This window comes from Bradyrhizobium iriomotense (assembly GCF_030160715.1).
Classification (GTDB): Bacteria; Pseudomonadota; Alphaproteobacteria; order Rhizobiales; family Xanthobacteraceae; genus Bradyrhizobium; species Bradyrhizobium iriomotense.
The window spans coordinates 45334-69076 of record NZ_BSOW01000012.1; the positions used below are offsets into that span (position 1 = coordinate 45334).

Consider the following 23743-nt stretch of genomic DNA (forward strand, 5'->3'; position numbering starts at 1 on the left):
CGACGAAGCCCTGGAAGGATCGTCCGGCAGAGCTTGATAATCGAGTGAAGCAGCGGCCTAGCCGCCGTTCGCGCGCGCCGCGTTGTCGGCGACGCGCTTGCCTGTACCACGCTCGGCCAGCACGGCCTGCTTGGTGTTGACGGTTGGAACCGCCGACATGCCCGGGCGTAACAGGCCGCTCAGGCTGTGATCGTCGAGCACGATCTTCACCGGCACGCGCTGCACGATCTTGGTGAAGTTGCCGGTGGCGTTGTCCGGCGGCAGCAGCGCGAATTCGAGCCCGCTCGCTGGCGACAGGCTATCCACGTGCCCACGGAGCGTCTTGTCGCGGAAACTGTCGATACGCAGTTCCACCGGCTGGCCGGCGCGCACATGGGTGAGCTGCGTCTCCTTGAAGTTGGCGACGACGTAGACCGCATCGAGCGGCACCACTGCCATCAATTGCGTACCGGCCTGCACGAGCTGGCCGACGCGCAGCGAGCGGGCGCCGACCGTGCCGTCCACCGGCGCGGTGATCTGGGTGTAGGAGAGATTGAGCGAGGCCTGCTCGGCGACGGCGCGGGCGCGCTCCAGCTGTGCCACGGCCTTGGCGCGTTCGGTGGTGAGCACGTCGACCTTGCGCTGCGCGGCCATCAGGCCGGATTTCGCGTGCTGCACTTGCGCGTCGCTGGCGCGGAGCGCGGCGTCGGTCTGCTGTGCGCGCTGGATCGTGCCGGACCCCGTCTTCATGAGGTCGTCGTAACGCGCGCGTTCCTCCTGCGCGAATTTCAGATTGGCCTCCGCCGCGGCGACGTCGGCCGTGCTCTGTTCGATGATCGGCTGCTGCAGCGCGAGTTGCGCATCGAGATTGCGCACCGAGGCCTCACCAGCCGCAACGTCGGCGCGGGCCTGGTCGAACGCCGCCCTGAAGTCGCGGTCGTCGATCCGCGCCAGGACCTGACCCGCTTTGACCTTCTCATTATCGCCGACCAGCACCTGGGCGATGTAGCCGGAGACCTTTGGCGCGATGATCGTGGAGTCTGCCTTCACATACGCGTCATCTGTGGACTCGAGATAGCGCCCGGTCGTCAGGTAGTCGTAGCCAAAATCGCCCGCGGCGGCGACGCCGAGCGCCAGGGCCAGTCCGAGGGCCACTCGCTTGATCGCCTGGCGCGACGGGCGAAGGCCAGTTTTAGCCTTGGGTTCAGTGACATAAGCGGCGTTCGACATGGCACCCTCACGAGATTTCCAGGCGTCCCCTGCGACAGGACGCGTCTTGTGACGATAAGATGCGCTGTCCCGCCTATTGTGATAATCCCCGAATAACTGGAAGCATTATCCAGCCGCAGCGGATAATCGGAGCCTCGATCATGGACCGCTTCACCAGCCTCACGGCCTTCGTCCGGGTGGTCGAAAATGGCGGATTCTCCGCCGCCGCCCGCCGCCTCAACATGTCGACGACCATGGTGAGCAATCACGTCCAGGCGCTGGAGGACCGGCTCGGCGTGCGCCTGCTCAACCGCACGACGCGCAAGGTCAGCCTCACCGAAATCGGCCAGGCCTATTACGACCGCTCGACGCAGATCCTCGCCGACCTCGAACAGGCCGACGACATCGCGGGCGAGCTGCAGTCGATACCCCGGGGCACATTGCGGATCCACGCCGCCACCCACATGGTGCCCATGGTCGCCGCCGTCGTGGCCAAGTTCCTGTCCACCTATCCCGAGATCAAGGTCGACCTGCGCATGGGCGAAGCCGATGTCGATCTGATCGAGGAGGGATACGACATCGCCTTGCGCATGATCGCGCCGCCGGATTCGAGCTTGATTGTCCGCAGCCTTGCCACGTGGCGGCATGTGTTGTGCTGCTCGCACGACTATCTTGAAAAGCACGGCCGTGTGCAGCAGCTCGCCGAACTGACCGGGCACAATTGCGGCCGCCACCTGAACTATCCCTATGGGGACGAGTGGCGCTTCCTCGATCGCAAGGGGACGCCGGCGTCGGTGCGCACTTCCGGCAGGCTCGTCACCAACAGCGGAGAAGCGCTGCGGAACATGGCGTTGGAGGGCGCAGGCATCTGCCTGATGGCTGGATTCCTGGTCCAGGACGATCTCGAAGCCGGCCGGCTGGTGCGCTTGCTGCCGGAATATCGCCCGGTCGAGATGTCGATGAACGTGGTCTACCCGCATCGCCATCATCTGTCGGCGAAGGTCAGAACCTTCATCGACATGCTCGTGCAGCACAGCGCGGAGCAGCAGAAACTGATCAATCCTTATTCATGAGACCTCGCGGATTCCTCATCCTGACAGCTTGTGAGGTTTTCTCGTCATGCCGGGGCTCGCGCTGACGCGCGCCCACATTGCGCACTTGCGCAATGTGGAATGACGAGGAGAGAGCGTAGCCCCGCTCTCAATCCCTCATCCTGAGGAGCGCGGAACGCGCGTCTCGAAGGATGAAAGCCACGCTGCTGGCCTCGCCGTTCGAGACGCTTGCTTCGCAAGCTCCTCAGGGTGAGGAGCTAGATATGTGCTGCCTCTAGCGCGCCGGTGCCGGAAGCGGTCCGAACATCTTGTCCAGCGCTATGCCGATCGCCAGCAGCCGGCGATCGCCCCCGCGGGGCCATGAGGCCTCGGTGCCGCCGCGTCAACCGTAGCTCCGCACTTTTTGCGACGGCGAGTCGTACAGGTTTGCGAGCAGAGTCTCCACCTCTGCCTTGACCTTTGCAATCGCGGCATCCTTCACCGGGCCGTAACCGCGGATGTCCATCGGGGCCTTGGCGATGGCGACGATGTCGGAGCAGGTGTCGGCATCGAGCCGTACGAGCAACGTCTCGATCAATCCTTCGTACCAGGTGATCAACTCGCGCTCCGCGCGCCGCTCGGCCGTGTAGCCGAACGGATCGAACGGCGTGCCGCGCAACCTTTTCAAGCGCGCGAGGAGTGAAAGCGGCATCTGGATCCACTGCCCGAAGGCGCGCTTGCGCGGACGGCCGCGCGCGTCGCGCCTTGAAGGAAGGAAGGGTGGCGCCAGATGATAATTGACCGTGAAATCGCCGTCGAACTCGCGCTTCAACGTGTCGAGGAAATCGGTCTGCATATGCAGGCGCGCCACCTCGTATTCGTCCTTGTAGGCCATCAGCTTGAACAGGGAGCGCGCGACCGCATCGGTCAGCGCCGCGCTGCGACGGCTGGACTCAGGCGCGCGCACCTTCGCAATCATCGACCGATAGCGGGCTGCATAGGCCGCGTCCTGATACCCAGTCAGGAATTCGGCACGACGGTCGATCACCTGATCGAGCGTCTCGGCGACGGGAGAGCCCTCCGGCTTGGGGAGAAAATCCGGATCGGCCGCGGCGATCCGGCCCCAGGCAAAAGCCTGCTTGTTGCGCTCGACCGAGACACCGTTGAGCTCGATCGCGCGGAGCAGTGCCTGTAGCGAGACCGGCACCAGGCCCTGCTGCCAGGCAAAGCCGAGCATGATGATGTTGGCGTAGACGGCGTCGCCGAACAGGCGTTCGGCCAGCGCGTTTGCGTTGATGGTGTCGAGGTTGCCCTCACCGATCACCTGGCGGATCGCGCGCAGGCGGGCGGGCGAGGCGAGATCGGCGTCGCGGAAGCGCACGACGTCGCCGGTCGGCATCTCCGCCGTATTGACCGCAGCGCGCGTGCCCCTTTGATAGGTGCCGGAGGCTTTTGGCGAGGAGCTGACGACGAGGTCGCAGCCGATCAGCGCATCGGCGGCGCCCTGGTCGACGCGCACCTGATGCAAGGCCTCGGGGCTTGCGGCGAGACGGATGTAGCTCAGCACGGGGCCGAATTTCTGTGCAAAGCCGGTGAAATCCAGCACCGAGACGCCGCGGCGTTCGAGATGCGCGGCCATGCCGATCAGCGCGCCGACGGTGATCACGCCGGTACCGCCGACGCCGGTAACGAGCAGGTCGTAGGGGCGGTCGAGTGTTACGGGCGCGGGCAGGGGAAGGGTGGCCGCGCGGCCTGTCGCGTCAATGCTGCTTGCGGTTTTCGCGCGCCGCGTGGCGCCTTCGACGGTCACGAAACTCGGGCAGAAGCCGTTGAGGCAAGAAAAGTCCTTGTTGCAGGCGGACAGATTGATCTGGCGCTTGCGGCCGAACGGCGTCTCCTTCGGCTCGACGCTGAGGCAGTTGGACTCGACCGAGCAATCGCCGCAACCTTCGCAGACGAGGTCATTGATGTAGGCAAAGCGCTTCGGATCGGTCATCTGGCCGCGCTTGCGCCGACGGCGTTTTTCGGTGGCGCAGGTCTGCTGATAGATCAGCACGGAGACCCCAAGGACCTCGCGCAGCTCGCGCTGCACGGCGTCCATCTCCTCGCGCGGATGGATGGTCACGCCGCCGGGCAAATCCGCGGGCGAAAACTGCGCGGGATGGTCCGACACCAGCGCGATGCGGGAGACGCCTTCGGCGCGGACGCTGTGCGCGATCGCGTGCACGCTGACGGGGCCGTCGACCGGCTGGCCGCCGGTCATAGCCACGGCGTCGTTGAACAGGATCTTGTAGGTGATGTTGGCTTTCGCGGCGATCGCCTGCCGGATCGCCATCGAGCCGGAGTGGTAGTAGGTGCCTTCGCCGAGATTCTGGAACACGTGCTTGTGGCCGGTGAATCTTGACGACGCCGCCCAGTTCACGCCTTCGCCGCCCATCTGGATCAGCGAGGAGGTCTCGCGGTCCATCCAGCTCGCCATGAAATGGCAGCCGATGCCGGCCAGCGCCTTGGAGCCTTCGGGGACTGTCGTGGACGTGTTGTGCGGGCATCCCGAGCAGAAATAGGGCGTGCGCGTCGCGCCGCTGACGGTGATCATGCGCTGTGCCTCCGGCAACAACGCGGCCGCACGCGCGGCGAGGTTGAGACCGGGAAACATCGGATCGAGACGCCGTGCCAGCACGCCAGCAAGTGCGCGCGGCGACAATTCGCCGATCCAGGAGATCAGCCGCGCCCCTCGCTCGTCATGCTTGCCGACCATGCGCTCCGGCTTTGCGCCGGGATAGTCGTAAAAATATTCCTTGAACTGGCTTTCGATGATGCCGCGCTTTTCCTCGACGACCAGGATCTCGCGCTTGCCCTTCACGAATTCCATCGCGTCGTGCAGCGCCAGCGGCCAGACCATGCCGACCTTGTAGATGTCGATCCCGATGCTGCGGCAGGCGGCTTCATCGAGCCCCATCAGCCGCAGCGCCTCCATCAGATCGAGATGCGCCTTGCCTGTCGTGACGATGCCGTAGGTCGCGTGCGGGATGTCGTAGATGTGCCGGTCGATCGGGTTGGCCTTGGCGAAGGCATAGACCGCGTGCTTCTTCGCCTCCAGCCGCTCCTCGATCTGCGGTCCCGGCAGATCCGGCCAGCGATAGTGGAGGCCGCCCGGCGGTGGTGTGAAGTCGGGCGTGCGGAAGTCGCGCGGCGGACGCAGCGCGACGGAGGCGCCGGATTCCACGATCTCGGAGATCGCCTTGAAGCCGACCCACATGCCGGAGAAGCGGCTCAGCGCGTAGCCATATTCGCCGAACTCCAGATATTCGCTGACGCTTGCAGGATGCAGCGTCGGCATGAACCAGCTCATGAAGGCGACGTCGGACTGGTGCGGCATCGAGGAGGAGACGCAGCCATGGTCGTCGCCGGCGACCACCAGCACGCCGCCATGCGGCGAGGAGCCATAGGCGTTGCCGTGCTTCAGCGCGTCGCCGGAACGATCGACGCCGGGGCCCTTGCCGTACCAGAGTCCGAACACGCCCTGCACCTCGCGGTCGCCTTGCGTCTCGACCTGCTGCGAGCCGAGCACGGCGGTCGCGGCGAGATCTTCGTTCACCGCGGGCAGAAACTCGATGCGATCTCTCTTCAGGCGATCCTTGATGCGCCACAGCTCGAGGTCGACGCCGCCGAGCGGCGAGCCGCGATAGCCGGAGATGAAGCCCGCGGTGTTGAGCCCCGCGGTGCGATCGCGCCGGGCCTGATCGAGCGCGATGCGGACGATTGCCTGCGTGCCCGTGAGAAATACGCGGCCGTCCTCGCGGTCGTAGCGGTCGGAGAGTTCGTAAGGATCGAGTGAAGAAATGGCGTCCATGGCGGACCTCGCGCGGCGTCCCTGCCGGATAAACGAAGGTTAATCCCTGATGGCTGGTAGGTCCTACCTATTCATCCCGCGTAGGCGTCGATTTCGGTAGATTTTTGCAAAAGACACGTGAATTTGGTAAAATAACCCGAATTGAGGTGTCGCCATGATCGAAGAGCAGGACTCGCGGATTCTCGCCCATCTCCAGAAGGATGGCCGCGCCACCAACCAGCAGCTTGCCGATGAGGTCGGCATGTCGACCTCGGCGTGCTGGCGTCGGGTGCGCGCGCTGGAGGAGGCCGGCATCATCCTGGGCTACGCGGCGCTGGTCGCGCGCGAGCGCGCGGGGTTTGCAATGTCCGCGGTGCTGCATGTGTCGCTGGAGCGGCACGATGCAAAATTCGTCGACGAGTTCGTCTCGCGGGTGACGAAGCGCCGCGAGGTGCTGGAGTGCTTTGCGACCACGGGCGATGCCGACTATCACCTGCGCGTCGTGGTGCAGGACATGGCCGCCTACAACAAATTCCTCGACGAGTTCATGTTCCGGATTCCCGGCATCCGCTACGTCCGCAGCAACGTGATCCTGAAGGAGATCAAGACCGGCGTGGCGCTGCCGTTTTGAATCGGTGACACGTTCAATCTATCCCCTCACCTGAGGAGGCCGCGCAGCGGCCGTCTCGAAGGGCGAGGCCGAGAGCCGGGCCTTCATCCTTCGAGACGCGCGCGATGCGCGCTCCTCAGGATGAGGGTCCGATAGCTGTCGCCCCATGACGTCTGGCCAGAGGCCGCGAACTTGAGCCGGCGCATATCGCGTCCCCGTTCCTACTCCGCGGCAACGCGCGGCTGCGTCTTCCACGCGCCGACTTCCGGCCGCTTCAGCCCGAGGTTGTCCCGCAGCGTCTTGCCGCGATAGTCCTTCTGGAACAGCCCGCGCCGCTGCAGCTCCGGCACGACGTGACGGACGAAGTCGGCATAGGAGCCCGGGACGTAAGTCGCGGCGATGACAAAGCCGTCACAGCCGCGCTCGACGAACATCTCCTCGAACCTGTCGGCGATCTCCTTCGGACCGCCGACCATCGCATCCTGGACCCCGCCGCGGCCGGAGAAGGTGACGAAATCGCGCGCGGTCGGATTACTCTTGCCGGACAGTTTTAGCACGCCGTCGCGAATGCCGAGGATGCCCTGCATGCTTTTCAGCTCGTCGGTCGTGAGCGGCTCATCGAGCCCCTTCGAGGCGAAATCGTAGTTGAGGGCTTCCGCGAGCAGCGACAGCGCGTCGATCTGGAGCGGCAGCTTGTTGATCAGCGCCATCTTGTCTTCGGCTTCCGCCTTGGTCGCGGCGCAGACCGGCGTGGTCAGGTTGCAGAGGAACATCGCCTCGGGATCGCGTCCGGCCTTGGCGGCCTCGTTGCGTACGGCGGCGTAGCCTTCCTTCGCGCCAGCAAGATTGCGCCCGGCAGTGAAGATCACCTCGCCCCATCGTCCGGCGAAACGCTGCCCGCGGCCGGAGGCGCCGGCCTGGATGATCACGGGATGGCCCTGGTCCGAGCGCGGCACGGTGAACGGTCCGCGCGAATTGAAGAACGGCCCCTTGTGATCGAGCCGCTTCACCTTGGCGGGATCGGCAAAGCGGCCGCTCGCCTTGTCCATGATCAGCGCGCCGTCCTCCCAGCTGTCCCAATGGCCCAGCACGACCTCCATGAATTCGTCGGCGCGGTCATAGCGGGAGTCGTGCTCGGGGTGGGAGTCCCTGCCCATGTTGAGCGCCTCGCCGTCATTGAGCGAGGTGACGACGTTCCAGCCCGCGCGCCCACCCGACATCAGGTCGAGCGTCGCAAAGCGGCGCGCGACGTCGAACGGCTCGTAATAGGTGGTCGAGCAGGTCGCGCCCAGTCCGAGCCGGTCGGTGACCATGCCCATGGTCGTCAGCACGATCAGCGGATCCATCTTCACACAGCGAATGCCGTATTCGACAGTGTGGGCGTGATCGTTGCCGTAGCGGTCCGGCATCGCCAGGCGGTCGTCGAAGAAGGCCATGTGGAGCTTGCCGGCTTCGAGAATCCGCGCGATCTCCTGGTAATAGTCCGCCGACATGGAATCGTCGCGCGAGTCCGGATGCCGCCACGAGCTCGGCAAATTGGTGCAGTTCTGTGCCTGAAGAAAGCCGACCAGGACCATCTGCCGTGTCATGGCGTTCCCTCGATCGCCGCCCTTGGCGGGCGTTGCTTGTTGAGAGCCATCGTCTCAAAGCGAAGGCGCGATATCAATCTCCCGTAAACCAAGTCAGGGCTGCAAATTCGTAAAGGAGCCGTGCGCGGATGCCTCCGCCTGGCGCGAAAGGCCGCGTCCACCGTAGTTTTGCGAATAGTTTTGCGCCCCTCGTTCGCAGCTCGTTCACTTTGATTGCGGGTTTGCAAGCGGTAATAACGACCACTTAGGCGGTCGTCGCCGATAAAGTTCCGGGAAAAAACGGCAGCAATGCCCGGGAGTTGAGACCTTGCAGACGACCCTCGCGCGCACATTTGCAGCGTTGAGCGCCATCAACGAAGCGATCCTGTATGCGAAATCGCCGGACGAGCTGTACCAGAAGGTCTGCGACGCCGGGTTTTCGAGCGGGGACTTTTTGGCGGTCTCGGTGTTCCTGGTCGAGTCGGATGGCCTGCGGCTTCGCTTTGCGGCCGGCTGCGGCGAGGACGTCGTCCGGCTGCGGTCGATCAACATCACCGTCGAGGAAGGCACGCCGGAAGGATCCGGCGTCGGCGGCGAGGCGTTCCGCACGCAGCGGCTGTGCATCAGCAACGATTTCCTGAACGATCCGCGTTCGCTGGCCTGGCGCGAAGGCGTCATCAAGGCCGGCGTCGGTGCGGCCGCCGCGCTGCCGCTGATCTGCAACGGCAAGAGCGTCGGCGTGCTGTTCGTTACGCGCACCGAGCCCGGATCGCTCGACGAGCAGATGGTCTCGCTGTTTACGCGTATGTCGTCCAACATCTCCTATGCGCTCGAGAATCTCGAGCGCGAAACGGCGCGCGTCGGCAGCGAAAAGGCGATGCGGCGGCTGAACCGCATGTTTAGCGCCATCAGCGCGACCAACGAAGCCATCCTGCGCGCCAAGACCGAGCTCGAGCTGTACCAGCTCGTCTGCGACGCCTCCGTGCACAGCGCCAAGTCGATTGCGACCATCGTCCTGCTCCGCGAGCCGACGTCGCACTGGTTGAAACCGGTCGCGTCCACCGGGCAGAACCTGGAATTGATGGCCCAGGCGCGCTACTCGATCGATCCGGACAATCCGTTCGGCCGCGGCATTTCCGGCCAGGTGTTCCGGACGCAGAAACCGGTCGTCGAGGACGACCTTGCCCGCCGCACCAAGGGAACGCCCTGGGAGCAGGTCAACGTCAACACCGGCGTCGCGGCTTGCGTGGCTGCGCCTCTGATCAAGCACGGCGAGAGTGTCGGCGTGCTGCTGTTCTTCATCAGCCGGTCCTGGGCGAAGGACGAGGAGATCGTCTCTCTGCTGCTGCGCATGGCGGAGAACGTGTCCTTTGCGATCGAGAACTTCGACCGCGCGGCTGAGAAAGCACGGATCTCCGAAGAGGAGGATCGCCTGGCGCGGATGTACGCTGCGCTCAGCGCGACCAATGAGGCGATCCTGCGCGCGCGCTCGCGCGCCGAGCTGTTCGATCTGGTTTGCGAGGCGACCGTGCATGGCGCCAAATTCGCCTCGACCACGATCTTCGTGGCCGATCATGAGGCCGACCTGCTCCGTGTCGCGTCGAGCTGTGGGCCGCATGCAAATGACTTGCGCCGCTATACCTTCGCCACCTCCGACAAGGTGCCGGAGGGGCGGGGGCTGACCGGAACGGCCTTCCGAACCCGCCAGACCCATATCAGCAACGACCTGCTGGCGGACGAGCGCGTCAAGCCATGGCACGAAAGTGCACGTCGCGCCGGCATACATTCTTCTGCTGCCTTGCCGTTGTTCAACGGCAGCCGGGTCGAAGGGGTCTTCCTTTTCAATGCCGTGCAGCGCGACACATTCACTCCCGAGTTCGTCGAGCTACTCCAGCGGTTGCAGGCGAACGTGGCCTTTGCGCTGGAAAACTTCGACCGCGCGGAAGAGAAGGCGAGGGCCGACAAGCAGCGCGACAGGCTGAACGGCATGTTCGAGGCGCTGTGCGCGACGAATGAAGCCATCATGCGCGTCAAGACGCGCGAGGAGCTGTTCGAGGTGGCCTGCCAGGCCGCCGTTCTCGGCGGCATGTTCGCGTCGACCACCATCGCGATGATGGATCCGAACGGCGAATTCGTCCGCGTCGTTGCGGCCAAGGGACGCAAGCACGAGCGGATGCTCGGCCGAACCTGCGTCGTCTCCGCCGATCATCCCGAAGGCCGCGGTCTGATCGGCACGTCCGTACGGAATCGCAAGCCCTGTGTGATGAACGACTATCTGAACGATCCGCGTTCTGAGCATTGGCGCAGCAAGGCGGTCGACGACGGCACTCGTGCGGCTGCCAGCTTCCCGCTTCTGCAAGCCGGTCGGGCACCGATCGGCGTCCTGCTGTTCCTGGCTCCCGAAGAAGACACGTTCACACCCGATTTGGTCGAGCTGCTCGAACGCCTCGCAGAGAACGTCTCTTTCGCACTCGACAATTTCGATCGAGCCGAAGAGAAGGCCCGCACCGAGGTGCAGAAGGAACGTCTGACGCGCATGTTCGCGGCGCTGAGCGCAACCAACGAGGCGATCATGCGGGCGAGGTCGCGCGCCGAATTGTTCGATCTGGCCTGCCAGGCGGCGTCGAATGGTGGCAGGTTCACCGCGACGAGCATCGCGCTCGCCAGCTCCCACAGCGACCAGCTCGAGATCGTGGCTGCCGCGGGGCCTGCGGCGGAGACCACGCGTCAGGTCCGGCTCTCCGTCGACCCGGCACGCCCCGAAGGCCGCGGCATGAGCGGGACCGCCTTCCGCACCCGGCAGCCCAGCATCAGCAACGACTATCTCAACGACAACCGGGTCGCGGTCTTTCATCGCTATATAGGCAATTACGAGGCGAGGTCGGGCGCCGTCCTTCCGCTTGTCGCCCATGACCAGGCTGTCGGTGTCATGATCTACATGTCGGCGGAGAAGGATACGTTCACTCCCGAATTCGTCGAATTGCTGCAACGGCTCGCCGACAATGTCGCTTTTGCCATGGAGAATTTCGATCGTGCCGACGAGAAGAACAAAGCGGACGAGCGCATCGAATATCTCGCGTCGCACGACAGCCTGACGAACCTGCCGAACCGAGATACCTTCACGAGCCTGCTGCGTGAAGCGATCGAGGTGGCGCAGCGGCTCGAACGCAGGTTCGCCGTTCTGTTCATCGATCTGGACCGGTTCAAGGTGATCAACGATTCGCTCGGCCATGAAGCCGGCGACCTGCTTTTGATAGAAGTCGCCAGCCGGTTGCGGAAGGCGTTGCGCGCCAGCGACGTGATGGCGCGGCTCGGCGGCGACGAGTTCGTCGTCATCCTCGACCAGTGCGGCGAGATCGACGACGTTCAGCGCATTGCAACCGGGCTCCTGGCGGCCCTCGCGCAGCCGATGGAGCTTGCCGGTCACGAGTGCCACACCACGGCTTCGATCGGCATCGCGATGTATCCGGCCAACGGCGCCGACGCGCAGACGCTCACCAAGAATGCCGACATGGCGATGTATCTCGCCAAGGAAGACGGCAAGAACGGCTACCGCTTCTTCTCCAAGGAAGTGACGACGCAGTCGATCGAGCGGCTGTCGCTGGAAAGCGCGCTGCGCCGGGCGCTGGAGCGCGAGCAGTTCGCGCTGAACTACCAGCCCAAGGTCGACATGGAGACCGGCCAGATCACCGGCGTCGAGGCGCTGCTGCGCTGGACGCATCCCGAGCTCGGCAGCATATCGCCGGCGCAGTTCATCCCGCTCGCCGAGGAGACCGGCCTGATCGTTCCGATCGGCCGCTGGGTGCTGAAGGAGGCCTGTGCGCAGGCCATGGCCTGGCAGCGCCGCGGCCTCTTGCCGCTGTCGATGGCGGTCAACCTGTCGCCGCGGCAGTTCGCCGACGAGCACCTGTTGCAGGATGTCGACGAGGCGCTCGCGGCGAGTGGCATGTCGCCCGTGCTGCTTCAGCTCGAAGTCACCGAGAGCATGATGATGCGCAACGTCGGTCGCGCGTTGAAGGTGCTCGACGCCATCCAGGGCCGCGGCATTCGCCTCGCCATCGACGACTTTGGCACCGGCTATTCGTCGATGTCGCTGATGAAGCACTTCCCGATCGACACCATCAAGATCGATCGCTCGTTCGTGCGCGACCTGCCGCATGACAGCGAGGACCAGGCGATCGCGCAGGCGATCATCAGCATGGGCAAGGCGCTCGGCATGACGGTGGTCGCCGAGGGCGTCGAGAATGCCGAGCAGGAGACGTTCCTGCGCACTCATGGCTGCGACGAGATGCAGGGCTACCTGATCGCCAAACCGTTGCCGCCGCGGCAGATGGCCGAGCTGCTGCGGCCGATGGCGCCGCCGCTCCAGCCCGAGCTGGACGCCGGCAGCGAGGCGGACGCCGCATTACGGCTGAAACGCGCTGTCGTCTGATGGCAGCGGGTGCAACTCGCGAATGGCCTGATCATCGCCCTCGGACTTGCTCGGAAACTCCTGGGGTCCCGTCAGCGACGTCTGCTCGACGAACAGTGCGAGGATCGTGCGCGCGCCCTCGGCGAAGCTCGTCCCTTCGGCCAGGCCCAGCTCGCGACACCACGTGCTGCCCATCGGCTCATTGTCGTCGAACACCGCCATGGCGGGTCCCCACCACCAGGCCGGCGCTGCCGAGCGCTGGTCCTCGGGCACGGCGTGCCAGCGGGCGAACTCGTCCATCACGCGCTCGAACTCCAGGCGTTCAGCCTGATGCATTGCTTCGGTGCTCCCTGTCCCGCGCCTGAAACAGGCCGATCAGTTAAGGACTCGATGACGGCCTTGACGCGGTGAGAAAATCCGCTCGCGCAAATCCTGGCGAGCCATTCGGGCCGACCTCATCGTCGGCCACGCGGGTAACAGGCGACTGGACTTTTGCCGGCGCCGACCGCGTCGGTGTATTCTAGCCGGTTAGGCCAGCACCCGGCAAGGCACGGGTTCCACGGATGCCTAATGCGAGTTTAGCAGAAGCCGCGCCGTGCCGCCACGCTAGCTGTTGAATGGCCGGTTGCGGCTGAACAAGAGGTAGAGCGCGCGGGGATTCGTAGACAGATAGCGCCAGAACAGGCGGCGCGGCTCGAGCATTGTGCGCCAGGCCCATTCCAGCCCGATCGTCTGCATCCATTTCGGCGCGCGGCTCCGGCTGCCGGACAGGAAATTGAACAGGCCGCCGGCGGTCTTGATGACGCCGACATTGGTGAGGTGTGGCGTGTACTCCTCGACGAAGGCCTGCTCGAAGGGGACGCCGAGCGCGACCCAGAGATAATCGGGCGCGAGCGCGTTGATCTCGTCGACCTTGGCCCGCAGCGCATCGCCGCGCAGATAGCCATGGCTGTATCCGACGATCTTCAGGTTCGGGTACATCTTCTGAACCCGGGCCACGGCAGCGGCGTTCTCGGCGTCGCTGGCGCCGAGCATGTAGAACGTCCGGCCGGCGGCTTCGGCCTTGCGGGCGACGATATGGAAGAGATCGGTGGTCGCGACGCGTTCGGGCAGCGGGAACCATGATTGCAGCTTCGAGGCCGCCACCAGCGGCTGGCCGTCGGCATTGATCAGGTCGGCGGCACGGAACAGGCGCTCGGTTTGCGGCTCGGTCGAGCAGCGCGCCAGCACTTCACCATTGGCGGAGGTCAGATAAAGCGGGCGGCCGACGCGATGACGCGGGTCGGTCGCCTCGATCATGAAATCGGCGGTCGCTTCCAGGTCGAGCGCGGCCATGCGAAGGCCACCGACGGTGATCCGTGGCACCTCGGCGGTCGCGGTCCGTCCGAGCAGATTGACGCGGCGCTCAAGCATATTGTTTGCCTCGCTGGCGCGATTGGGTCGCGGGATTGAGCTCGTTGAGGATGACGCCGACGAGCTTGCGTTCGGTGCCGCCGAGCGCGGCGAGGATGTCTTCCATGGCATCGTTGATGTCGAGGTGGGTGGGCAGCACGGCCACCAGGGCGTCGGCTGCGTCGAGCAGCTTGCGGTCGGCGGCGGTGAGCGGCATCGCCGGCCCATCGAGAATCACGAGATCGGTGCCGCCTGCGGATCGTGCCTGCGCCACCGCCTTGCGGATGGCATCACTGGCCTTGCCGGCATCGCCGTCGGCGACGGGCAGCACCGAAATGCCGTTCGCAGTCTTGATCTCGCGCGCGGCCTTGTTGCCGATCGAGAGCCAGCCGAACCGGCCCGGCTCGCTTTTGCCGGGACGGTTGATCTTGCTGGAGAGCCTGCGGGCCTGGTGGTCGGTGTCGATCATCAGCACGCGCGTGCCGTCGCGAGCGGCGGCGAGCGCGAAGTTCAACGCCGCGACGCTGCGGTCGGCCGTAGCGCCGGCGCCGACGATCGCAATCACCGGCATGGTCTTGCCTGCCGCACGGCGCGTCGCAGCAGTGCGCATGTCGCGCATCGCGTTGATCAGCGTCGTCAGCGGAAAGCCGGGACGCAGCGTCGGCCAGCCCAGCCGGGTGAGGTCGACCGTGTTGCCGACGGCGAGGATGGCGCCGAGCGTACGCATGACGTCGGCTTCCTGGAGGCGTGCGATCAGCGGCTTTTCGACCAGCGCCAGCGGCGGCGCCTGCGGCGCGGCCGTTGTGTCGGGCAAAGCTATTGGAGCCTCCGGAGCCGCCGTGCGCTCGCTGCGGGTCGGCTCGGGCTCTATTGCGCCGGCGGATAGTTGCCTGACGGCGACGAACCAGCCGGCGGCGGCGAGCGAGCCGAACAGGAAGCCGATCATGGCGAACAGGCTCATCGCCGGCGGGAACGAGCGCCGCTGCGGCACCGTGGCCTCGCCGATCACGCGGGCTGCCGACGTGTTCAGGCTCTCCTGCTCTTCCGTCTCGCGCGAGCGCTTCAGGAAGGATTGATAGACGTCACGACTGGCCTCGGCCTCGCGCTCGAGCTCACGCAGGCGCACCGCGGCCTGGCTGAGCTGCACGCTCTGCCGCTTCTGCGTTTCCAGCGCCCGGTTCAGCGAGGCCTCGTAGTCGCGTGCGCGCGTCAGGTCGTTCTTGGCGGCCTGGGCGAAGCGGTCGATCTCCTCGTTGATGGTGCGCTTGAGATCCTCGACCTGCTTCTCGGTCTGGCGCAGCGCCGGATGGCGCGGCCCGAGCTCGGCGGTCTGCTCCGCGTATTTCTTGCGCGCATCGGCATATTGCGCGCGCAGATTCGCGATTGTCGGCGATTGCAGCGCTTCCGGAATGGCGCCGGCATCGGTCGTGGTGCGCCGGCTCGCCTCGATCTGGTCGTAGCGCGCCTGCGCGTCCAGTGTCGCCGCGCGTGCCGCGGCAAGCCGCTGGTTGCTGGCGGAAAGCTGCTGGTCGCTGATCAGCGTGTCCTGGGTGCCGACGAAATTGTTCTGCGCCTTGTAGGTCGCAAGCGCGGTCTCGGCCGTGCGCAGCCGCTCGCGCAGCTCCTTCAACCGGCTGGACAGGTCGTTGGTGGCGCGTCGCGCCGCCAGAGCCTGCGAGTTGCGCGATTCCGCGAGATAGACGTTGGTTAGCGTGTTGGCGAGCATCGCCGCCTTCGCCGGATCGGTCGACCAGACCTCGACGTCGACGATAAAACTCTTCTCGGTCTTGCGGATCGTGATGTGCCGGTTCAGCACTTCCAGGGCGCCAAGCTGGACTTCCTTCTTGTCGTCCGCGGATGGAGCGCGGCCTTGGAGGCCGATCAGGCCAAGCAGCGACGACATCAAGTTCCTGCCGTCGCCGCCGCCGAACTCGGGATCCTTCTCGAGGTTGGCCTGCTGGATGACCTGGAGGAGGACGCTGTTGGAGGTGATCAGGCGCGCCTGGCTCTCCACCACCATGGACATGCCGGAAACGTCCTGCGCGCGCGGCGTCAATTCGCGATCGACGAGTTGCAGCTCGCGCGGATCGACATAGAGCTGGGCGGTTGCGGTGTAGCGGGGCGTCAGGCTCTTGCCGACGGCGACGGCGAGGCTCGCGCCGATCAGACCGGCGGCCGCGATCGCGGCCTTGCGTTGCCAGACCAGGCGGGCGAGCTCGAGCACGTTGAAGCCGGCCGATGGCGCTGGCTGCCTGACCTCGCGCTTCGATCGCTCTATCGGCTGGTCGTAGTCAAGCATGATCCCCAGCTTCCATTCCAACTGCCGCAGGCTGAGGGGGTACTCTTCGCGTTACGCGCTGCGTCCCTGATATAGGCGCTGAACAAACGCAACAGGGAAAATTTACCATACTCATTGAGGGACTATTCACCGAAATGGCAAACAAAGCGTTTAAGCGCATGCGAGCGCGCGGCGCATCGTCGTGACGCTTCCACCGCCGCAGTCCCCCGGAGATTAACGGTTCGTTACCGCGCAGGCTCCCAAGCGTGCGCGCGTCCGACGGCGCAGTTTTGCGGGCGGGGCCCGCACGTCGGAATTCCCAGTGCGCCGTCGTCATGGTTGTCAGCGTTTTCGCAGGATGACGTGATAGTCGCCGTGTCGTACGTCGGCGCCGCGCGGCAGCAGGAAGCTCAGCACCGCGGCGCCGGCATCGACGAGAGCAGCGAACAGCGGCTTGCGCTTGCGCATCTCGGGATAGCGCGGGCTCTCGACCTCGCGGCGGTAGACCGTCTCGAGGCCGTGCGCGGCGGCAAACGCCTCGAGATTGGGGAGCGTCACCAGCGGATGGAAGAAGGTCGGGAACGGCGGCTCGCCGGGCTCGCCCGCATTCTTGATGCCGCGAACGTGGCGGTAGAACCAGACGTGGAACCAGTGCGGCGAATATTTGGTGACGACGCCGGACAGCGAGCGCGGATTGGGCGCGCCGATCAAGATCATTCCGCCACGCTTCAACGCCTCGCAGAAATTCTTCAGCGCAGCCTCGACGTCGGGCAGATGCTCGATCACGTTGTAGCAGATGACGAGATCGACGCTTTCCGGCTTGAAGCGGTAGGTCTGGACGTCACCGAGGATCGCTTCCTGGGCGTAGTCGTTGTTGCGGATCTGGTCTTCGTCGATGTCGACGACGGTGACGTGGCTGCGGTTGAGGATTTCCAGCGGCAGGAAGCTGCAGGAGCCGCCGCCGGCCTCGTAGATTGCGAGCTCGCCCGGCGGCAGCTCGCGGCGCAGGACGTCGTGAACGGCGAGCAGGCTGTCGCGCGCCTCGCCCGAGACGAGGTCGAGCAGTGCCTGGGTGTGTGCCGGCTGAGTGATGGCGCTCGCATCAGTGCGGATCGTGGTCGCGAAATCGATCGTGGCTTGTCTGTTCATGTTCTTCAATCGCGCGGGTTCGTTTCAAATTACAGGGAATTTCTCGCACGCTCGAAGAGCAAATTCGATGCCGCTGCCGTGCCAATGGTTACGGTGCTTACGGTTGGGTTAATGCGAAGGCCCGTTAACTACGGCATCGTCCGCATGGTATGGCGGCTGCACGCTGGATCGGAAATTGCAGGAGCACTTCGGTGCAAATTCGCAAGGTAAAGCGCGTGAAAGCGGCGGTGTGGATGACGATTGGCTTGCAGGCAAGGCTGGATTTGGCGGCTTGCGGAGTTGCACCCCGCGTGATGGCGTTGTCCGGCGTGAGGCAACGTCGCTCGGGGCGTCGCCATATTGGGACAGTTGTGTTTCGCCGCAGCCTTGCTGTGCCGTCCTGGAGCAGGGGTTTTTCAACACATCTCGGCCATTCAACGATATCATGACCCTGATCCCGACCGACCTCTCCACGAGCCGCATCACCGATGCCGTGCGCGACCCCAACCGGGAAATCGCCGCGAGCTCGCGCGTGCTCGACTTGTCCGTCGGCACCGTCGTCTGCATTCCCTGCTTTCGCCGGCCGCAGCATTTGCGGCTGACGCTGGAGTCGCTGGCAGGCCAGCGTACCCCGCGCTCCTTCGCCGTGGTCATGGTGGAGAACGACGCCGCGCGGCGCGAGAGTGCGCCGGTCGCTGCCGAGTTCCTGGCTGCCGGAAAACTTCAGGGCATCTGCCTGGTCGAGAAGCGGCAGGGCAATTGCCAGGCGATCAATGCCGCGTTCGAGACCGCGCAGGCGTTGTTTCCGCTGGCGACCCGTTTCCTGATGATCGACGACGACGAGATCGCCTCGCCCGACTGGCTCGAGCTGATGGTTCGTACCGCGGAAGCGACCGGCGCGGACGTGGTCGGCGGTCCGGTGCTGCCGCTCTTCGACGACGACAGCAAGCCATGGCTCGCGCGCCATCCGGCCTTCTGCCCGGCCTATGACTACACCGGCGCCGTGCCGCTGATCTATGGCTGCGGCAACTGCCTGATCACGCGTTCGGTGTTCGACCGGCTCGGCAGTCCGGCTTTCGATCTCCGTTTCAATTTCCTCGGCGGCGGCGACTGCGATTTCTTCGTCCGATGCCGGAACGCCGGCATGACATTCCACTGGACCGCGGAGGCCGTGATCACCGAGACGGTGCCGGAAGGCCGCACCAGCTTGGGGTGGATCGCCAAACGTGGCCTGCGCATCGGAGCGATCAATTATCGGGTGCAGTGCAAGGCGGCAAAGACCGCGGCGGCGCGGGCGCACGTCTTTGCGGCGATGCTGGGAAGATTGCCGCTATCGCTGGTCCGCGCGGCGCGCTTGTCGTTCACGACCAAAGCCGTCGTCGCGATGCATCCCGTGATGGTGGCGTTCGGCAGCGCGCTCGCCGCCTTCGGCATCGAGCAGCGGCCGTATGAGGCCTCGAAGATCGTCTCCTGACGCCTAAATACCGAGCCGGGCGAGAACGAGCTTGGCGAGTGATCGCGGCAGCGCGGTGAGCGAGCGCTGCCTGACCATGCCCATATAGCTCAGCGCATCGCCATAGCGGCCGAAGCGGACCGCCTGGGTCGCCGCATAGGTGATGAGATGGATCTCGGCCGCCTGCCGTAGGGCCGGCCGGTTCTCCGGCGTGAGCTTGGCGAGGATCAACTCGTCGGCAAAGACGCGCTCCACGGCCGGAAAGAAATCGCGCGGCGAGCGCGCGGCTGCGTTCATCGTATTCGCGGTGTGGAGACGATAGTCGAGGAGCAGCGCGGGCACGAACTGGAAGTCGCCGATCGCGGCCAGGCGGCACCAGCAATGCCAGTCCTCGCACAGACTGAGCCGCTCGTCGAAACCGCCAGCCGTCCGGAACGCATCGGCGCGCACCAGCATGATGCCGCCGTTGACGATGAAGTTGCCGCGCGCGAGCCGCGCGAGCACATCGCCTGACGGCTTCCTGCGCCCTTGCAGGAGGCCGCGCCGGCCGATCGGCCGTCCATCACTGTCGATCAGATCGTAGTCGCCATAGACGAGAACGGCGGCGGGCGCGGCCTTCGCGGCCGCGACCAGCGTGGCCACCGCGCGGGAGCGCAGGCGATCGTCGGCGTCGAGGAACAGTAGCCACGCGCCGCGCGCCGTCTGCGCGCCGAGATTTCGCGCCGCCGAGACGCCTGCCTGCTCGTTCGCAATCAGCTGCAGCCGGCTGTCGCGGATGGATCGGACGATCGCCACGGTGTCGTCGCGCGAGCCGTCGTCGATGACGATGACTTCACCGACGTCAGCGCTTTGCGCGAGCGCGCTGTCGATCGTCTCGCGGATATAGGCAGCGGCGTTCTTGGCGGGGATGATCACGGAGATGAAGTCGGCCGAATGCGCAATGCGATCGGCGCGCCTGTCGGTGAACGACGGCGCGTCGGTCGCGGGATCAAGGGTGGCGCCGGCGGTGGTCAGTTGACGCCTCGTCGTTGGGGGCTGCGCTTTAACGGTTCGTTAACCAGGCCGCATATCGGGCCAGGTGCCGCATGATGGCGGCTTGGGTCGCCTCGGATGATAGCCAGATAAGGCTCAAAGCTTTGCAGCAAAGGCCGCTCAAAGCCGCCTTTCGCATATTAGCGTTAAACGCCCGGACAGCGTGTCCGGCAAGCCTGCTGGTTGACGAAAGGTTAGCACGGGTCGGCTAAGGGTGACCGATGGATCGCAGTGCTGCTGACATGACTGGCGTGGGGGCTGGGCCGCTCGGTCAGGGACTGCGCGCGTTTGTCGCCGGGCTCAATGTCCTCGAGGCCGCGCGCTGCGTCCTCGTCGTAGCAGCGCTGCTCCTGGTGCTGGTGACGCTGGAACCGTTCCCGGACCTGCGCAATGCCGACATCGCGACCGCCGCCTCGGGCCGGATGGCGCTGTCCTACATCGCCTTTGCGGGGCTCGCCGCCGCTGCCGTGCTGCTGACGTTCGCGCAGGACGCCCCGTCGCTCAGAACCCTGGCGACGCCGCTGCATCTCTGTTTCGTCGGCTGGATGCTGATCAATATCGTCCTCTCGGAGAACCGCGGCCTGTCCGCGCAGCGTTTCGTGCTCACGGCGAGTGTATCCGCGCTCGCCATCCTGCTGCCGCTGCTGCCGCCGACGCAGAAAAGCTTCAACCGATGCCTCGGGCTCGCCGCCCTCGTGCTGCTCGCCCTGTGTTATCTCGGCGTCGTGCTGGCGCCGCAATTTTCAATCCATACGGCAGCCGATTTCGCCGAGCCGCAGCTTGCCGGCGACTGGCGTGGCAATTTTGGGCACAAGAACGTCGCCTCGTCGGTGATGAGCTGCCTGGTCTATCTCGGCATCTATCTCACTGCCGTCGGCTCGCTGGTGATGGGGCCCGTCATCGCGGCACTTGCCGGCGTTTTTCTGATCTTCACCGGCGGCAAGACCTCGTCGGTGCTGTGTCTCGTCATCTACGCGCTGGCCTCGCTCGTTTACCTTACCCGCAGTCTCTGGCTGAAGCGGCTGATCTGCCTCGCGCCGCTGATCGTGATGAACCTGCTCACGGTCGGCAGCGTCGCAAGTCCCACTCTCGCGGCGATCACCCGGGCGCTCCCGGTCGACCCGACTTTCACCGGCCGCAGCGACATCTGGGAGTTTGCGCTCACCGCGGTGGCGGAGAAGCCGATCCTCGGCCATGGCTACGCGGCGTTCTGGGACGACGTCAGCGAGCGGCAGACCGCGAAAGGCGCCGAATGGGCGGTGACCGCGGCGCATAGCCACAACAGCTATCTCGATCTCGCCGTCACCATCGGCCTGCCGGGCCTTTTGCTCGTCATCCTGATCTTCGTCTTCACCCCGCTCAACAATTTCCAGGCGGCGCAGCGTGGCAGTCGCAGCGGAGCCCTGGCAAAGCTCTTCCTGACGATCTGGCTGTTCGGCCTGTATTACGGAACGACCGAGACGTTCCTGCTCGACCGGCAGAATCCGACCTGGTTCTTCTTCGTGCTCGCGGTCGCCGGCCTGCATTTCCTCGCCAGATTCCAATGCGTGGACAGGCCGGAGTCCTGAGCCGCCGACAACTTGTCGCAAGGCGGCGGGGTCGGTTCGTCTCAGATCGGGACATGAACCTTTTCGCGCGGAAGGCGCAACGGTATCGGCTTAACGATAAGCAGCGACGTAACTTGTGGTTGGCGACAAAACGTTATTCATCTGGAAACGTTCAGCAACTGTGTGCCCAGGGCGGATGGCATTTCTCAGCGTCGAGCAGCTAGACGGTCGGGTGACCAGCGCGTTCGGAATCGCGATCGATTTCGTGCGCGACTGGAAGCAGGCCGCGTTGCGCCTGGGCGCGGGGCATCGCACGGCATTCCAGCATGGTGACTGGCTTGCGGCCTGGTACGGCGCATTCCATGACGCTACTCCGCTGATCGCCGTGATCTCGGATGCCGCGACCGGCAGTGACATCGCGCTGGTGCCGATGATCAGCCGCAGCAAGGGTGGCGTGCGTATCGTCGAGTTCGCCGATCTCGGCGTGTCCGACAACAACGCGCCGATCCTGGCGCTCGACGCCGCGTGCGATGCGGCTGGCGCGCGCGCCATCGGCGATGCGCTGGTCAATGGCTTGCGCGCGTTGCCCGATCGCTTCGATCTGTTGCGCTTGCAGAAGATGCCGGCCTATGTGGGCGGCAAGCCGAACCCGCTGATGTCGCTCGGCCGCGTCGGATCCTGCTCGCTCAACGGCAATCTGGTGCTGACGAGCGACGATTATTCGGACTACCGCGCCTCGATCAAGCGCATGCAGCTGCCGCGCTGCTGGCGCGTCTTCAGCCGTCACGCCGGCGCGCGTTTCGAGATCGCGACCGATGTCGACCAGGCGCTGAGGCTGCTCGATGCGATGGACATCCAGCAGCAGCAGCGCATGAAGCAGCTCGGGCTCAACTTCGTCCTCAGCGACGAGAGCCACGCGAAGTTCTATCGCGACGTGGTCCGGCAGGGCGTTGCCGAAGGCTATGCGATCGTCTCTGCGCTGGTGTGCGACGAGGGCATCATCGCGACGTCGCTGGGCCTGAGATACGGCACGACCTATTATCTGCTGCGCATCAGCAATGCCGGCAGGCCGTGGTCGGCCTGCTCGCCGGGCCTGCTTGTGACCGAGCGCACGATGGCGGCCTTGCATGAAGACGGGGTCCGCCGCTTCGATCTCAGCATCGGCAATCACGACTACAAGCGCCGCTTCGGCGCCGTGCCGCTTCCGCTGACCGACGTCAGCGTCGCGCTGTCCTGGCGCGGCGTGCCCTACGTGCTGCGCGATCATGCAGCCCAGGGCCTGCGCAGACATCCGCGGCTCGCCGCTCTTGCGAACCGCGCGATGGGCAGGGCCTATCCCTGACAAGGCCTATCCCTGACAAGGCCTATCCCTGAAACGAACAAAGCGCCGGCTTGCAATGTCGGCGATCATGCGCGCTTCACTGTCCCGTGCATCCGGCGCAGTACAGCCGGCCGCGCGAGGCGCGGAACAGACCGCGGCAATACCACCGCCGCGCCAGCACCTGGACGGGCTTGCGGATCATCTGCGCCATCAGGAGAATTTCGAAAGCCATTCAAGTCGCTCCGATGCGATAGGTGGGGCGGCATCCGCGAATGGGAATGCCGCCCCGCACGCATCAGCCATGCAGCTTGTTCGCGGTCTCCGCGATCACGCGTCCTTGATAGCGCGCACCGGCGAGCTCGTTGGCGCTGGGCTGGCGGCTGCCGTCGCCGCCGGTGATCGTGGTGGCGCCGTAAGGCGCGCCGCCCGTCACTTCGTCCAGCTTCATCTGACCGGCAAAACCGTAATTCAGGCCGACCACCACCATGCCGAAATGCAGGAGGTTGGTGATGATCGAGAACAGCGTCGTCTCCTGGCCGCCATGCTGGGTCGCGGTCGAGGTGAAGGCGCCGCCGACCTTGCCGTGCAGCGCGCCCTTCATCCAGAGACCGCCCGCCTGGTCCAGGAAGTTCGCCATCTGCGAGGACATCCGGCCGAAGCGGGTGCCGGTGCCGACGATGATGGCATCGTAGTTCGCGAGATCGTCGACCTTGGCGATCGGGGCGGCCTGGTCGACCTTGTAGTGGGAGGCCTTGGCGACCTCGGCCGGCACGAGCTCGGGCACGCGCTTGATGTCGACGGTCGCGCCGGTTTCGCGCGCGCCTTCCGCGGCGGCATTCGCCATCGCTTCGATGTGGCCGTAGGCGGAGTAATAGAGGACGAGAACTTTTGCCATGATGGCTCTCCTTCAGGTTTTAGGTGAGTTTGCGGTCGGAGGATCGTGAAAGCTGAC

General features: G+C 65.2%; 16 protein-coding genes. 6 read left to right on the forward strand and 10 right to left on the reverse strand.

Annotated features, from left to right (window positions below; genetic code table 11):
- Positions 1-57: 57 nt before the first annotated feature.
- Entirely contained in the window at positions 58-1209 is a 1152-nt protein-coding gene (locus QQL28_RS18100; RefSeq protein ID WP_284267420.1) for an HlyD family secretion protein, read from the reverse strand.
- A 140-nt stretch (positions 1210-1349) separates the two neighbouring features.
- Between QQL28_RS18100 and QQL28_RS18105 the strand changes: the two genes are divergently transcribed.
- Positions 1350-2261 (forward strand): LysR family transcriptional regulator, encoded by a 912-nt coding sequence (locus QQL28_RS18105; RefSeq protein WP_284267421.1) that lies wholly within the window; start codon positions 1350-1352, stop codon positions 2259-2261.
- 361 nt (positions 2262-2622) lie between these two features.
- Here QQL28_RS18105 and QQL28_RS18110 read toward each other — a convergent pair whose 3' ends face one another.
- Positions 2623-6072, reverse strand: coding sequence for an indolepyruvate ferredoxin oxidoreductase family protein (locus QQL28_RS18110; protein ID WP_284267422.1), 3450 nt, complete (start codon positions 6070-6072; stop codon positions 2623-2625).
- A gap of 154 nt (positions 6073-6226) precedes the next feature.
- Between QQL28_RS18110 and QQL28_RS18115 the strand changes: the two genes are divergently transcribed.
- A complete protein-coding gene (locus tag QQL28_RS18115) occupies positions 6227-6682 on the forward strand; it encodes an Lrp/AsnC family transcriptional regulator (protein WP_284267423.1) in 456 nt (151 codons plus the stop codon).
- A gap of 200 nt (positions 6683-6882) precedes the next feature.
- On the opposite strand, the gene QQL28_RS18120 is transcribed toward QQL28_RS18115, so the two are convergent.
- Complete coding sequence (locus QQL28_RS18120) at positions 6883-8250, reverse strand: LLM class flavin-dependent oxidoreductase (RefSeq protein WP_284267424.1); 1368 nt, start codon at positions 8248-8250, stop codon at positions 6883-6885.
- 307 nt (positions 8251-8557) lie between these two features.
- Here QQL28_RS18120 and QQL28_RS18125 point away from each other — a divergent pair, with 307 nt between their 5' ends.
- Complete coding sequence (locus QQL28_RS18125; protein ID WP_284267425.1) at positions 8558-12661, forward strand: bifunctional diguanylate cyclase/phosphodiesterase; 4104 nt, start codon at positions 8558-8560, stop codon at positions 12659-12661.
- On the opposite strand, the gene QQL28_RS18130 is transcribed toward QQL28_RS18125, so the two are convergent.
- The 4 genes from QQL28_RS18130 to QQL28_RS18145 form a co-directional block, all read right to left on the reverse strand.
- Complete coding sequence (locus QQL28_RS18130; RefSeq protein ID WP_284267426.1) at positions 12635-12976, reverse strand: hypothetical protein; 342 nt, start codon at positions 12974-12976, stop codon at positions 12635-12637. The two genes, QQL28_RS18125 and QQL28_RS18130, sit on opposite strands and share 27 nt — an antisense overlap.
- Before the next feature lie 270 nt (positions 12977-13246).
- The gene (locus QQL28_RS18135) at positions 13247-14053 is read right to left on the reverse strand and encodes a WecB/TagA/CpsF family glycosyltransferase (RefSeq protein WP_284267427.1); all 807 of its coding nucleotides are present in this window, start codon (positions 14051-14053) and stop codon (positions 13247-13249) included.
- Complete coding sequence (locus tag QQL28_RS18140) at positions 14046-16331, reverse strand: GumC family protein (RefSeq protein WP_284267428.1); 2286 nt, start codon at positions 16329-16331, stop codon at positions 14046-14048. Before QQL28_RS18140 ends, QQL28_RS18135 begins: the two co-directional genes overlap by 8 nt.
- A gap of 321 nt (positions 16332-16652) precedes the next feature.
- Positions 16653-17459, reverse strand: coding sequence for a class I SAM-dependent methyltransferase (locus tag QQL28_RS18145; protein ID WP_284267429.1), 807 nt, complete (start codon positions 17457-17459; stop codon positions 16653-16655).
- A gap of 424 nt (positions 17460-17883) precedes the next feature.
- Here QQL28_RS18145 and QQL28_RS18150 point away from each other — a divergent pair, with 424 nt between their 5' ends.
- Complete coding sequence (locus QQL28_RS18150; protein ID WP_284267430.1) at positions 17884-18912, forward strand: glycosyltransferase family 2 protein; 1029 nt, start codon at positions 17884-17886, stop codon at positions 18910-18912.
- 3 nt (positions 18913-18915) lie between these two features.
- On the opposite strand, the gene QQL28_RS18155 is transcribed toward QQL28_RS18150, so the two are convergent.
- The gene (locus QQL28_RS18155) at positions 18916-19833 is read right to left on the reverse strand and encodes a glycosyltransferase (protein ID WP_284267695.1); all 918 of its coding nucleotides are present in this window, start codon (positions 19831-19833) and stop codon (positions 18916-18918) included.
- A gap of 311 nt (positions 19834-20144) precedes the next feature.
- Here QQL28_RS18155 and QQL28_RS18160 point away from each other — a divergent pair, with 311 nt between their 5' ends.
- A complete protein-coding gene (locus QQL28_RS18160; protein ID WP_284267431.1) occupies positions 20145-21491 on the forward strand; it encodes an O-antigen ligase family protein in 1347 nt (448 codons plus the stop codon).
- 175 nt (positions 21492-21666) lie between these two features.
- Positions 21667-22812: a GNAT family N-acetyltransferase gene (locus tag QQL28_RS18165; RefSeq protein WP_284267432.1), complete on the forward strand. Its 1146-nt coding sequence runs from the start codon at positions 21667-21669 to the stop codon at positions 22810-22812.
- Between the two features lie 76 nt (positions 22813-22888).
- On the opposite strand, the gene QQL28_RS18170 is transcribed toward QQL28_RS18165, so the two are convergent.
- Positions 22889-23023, reverse strand: a complete 135-nt coding sequence (locus QQL28_RS18170) for a hypothetical protein (RefSeq protein WP_284267433.1) — start codon at positions 23021-23023, stop codon at positions 22889-22891.
- Positions 23024-23086: 63 nt separating this feature from the next.
- On the reverse strand, positions 23087-23686 hold the full coding sequence (gene wrbA / locus QQL28_RS18175; protein ID WP_284267434.1) for an NAD(P)H:quinone oxidoreductase: 600 nt from the start codon (positions 23684-23686) through the stop codon (positions 23087-23089).
- Positions 23687-23743 lie beyond the last annotated feature (57 nt).

Excerpts from the sequence above, each read along its gene's own strand:
- QQL28_RS18100 (WP_284267420.1), bottom strand. The coding sequence starts at position 1,209 with ATGTCGAACGCCGCTTATGTCACTGAACCCAAGGCTAAAACTGGCCTT.
- QQL28_RS18105 (WP_284267421.1), top strand. The coding sequence starts at position 1,350 with ATGGACCGCTTCACCAGCCTCACGGCCTTCGTCCGGGTGGTCGAAAAT.
- QQL28_RS18110 (WP_284267422.1), bottom strand. The coding sequence starts at position 6,072 with ATGGACGCCATTTCTTCACTCGATCCTTACGAACTCTCCGACCGCTAC.
- QQL28_RS18115 (WP_284267423.1), top strand. The coding sequence starts at position 6,227 with ATGATCGAAGAGCAGGACTCGCGGATTCTCGCCCATCTCCAGAAGGAT.
- QQL28_RS18120 (WP_284267424.1), bottom strand. The coding sequence starts at position 8,250 with ATGACACGGCAGATGGTCCTGGTCGGCTTTCTTCAGGCACAGAACTGC.
- QQL28_RS18130 (WP_284267426.1), bottom strand. The coding sequence starts at position 12,976 with ATGCATCAGGCTGAACGCCTGGAGTTCGAGCGCGTGATGGACGAGTTC.
- QQL28_RS18135 (WP_284267427.1), bottom strand. The coding sequence starts at position 14,053 with ATGCTTGAGCGCCGCGTCAATCTGCTCGGACGGACCGCGACCGCCGAG.
- QQL28_RS18140 (WP_284267428.1), bottom strand. The coding sequence starts at position 16,331 with ATGCTTGACTACGACCAGCCGATAGAGCGATCGAAGCGCGAGGTCAGG.
- QQL28_RS18145 (WP_284267429.1), bottom strand. The coding sequence starts at position 17,459 with ATGAACAGACAAGCCACGATCGATTTCGCGACCACGATCCGCACTGAT.
- QQL28_RS18150 (WP_284267430.1), top strand. The coding sequence starts at position 17,884 with ATGACCCTGATCCCGACCGACCTCTCCACGAGCCGCATCACCGATGCC.
- QQL28_RS18160 (WP_284267431.1), top strand. The coding sequence starts at position 20,145 with ATGGATCGCAGTGCTGCTGACATGACTGGCGTGGGGGCTGGGCCGCTC.
- QQL28_RS18165 (WP_284267432.1), top strand. The coding sequence starts at position 21,667 with ATGGCATTTCTCAGCGTCGAGCAGCTAGACGGTCGGGTGACCAGCGCG.
- QQL28_RS18170 (WP_284267433.1), bottom strand. The coding sequence starts at position 23,023 with ATGGCTTTCGAAATTCTCCTGATGGCGCAGATGATCCGCAAGCCCGTC.
- wrbA (WP_284267434.1), bottom strand. The coding sequence starts at position 23,686 with ATGGCAAAAGTTCTCGTCCTCTATTACTCCGCCTACGGCCACATCGAA.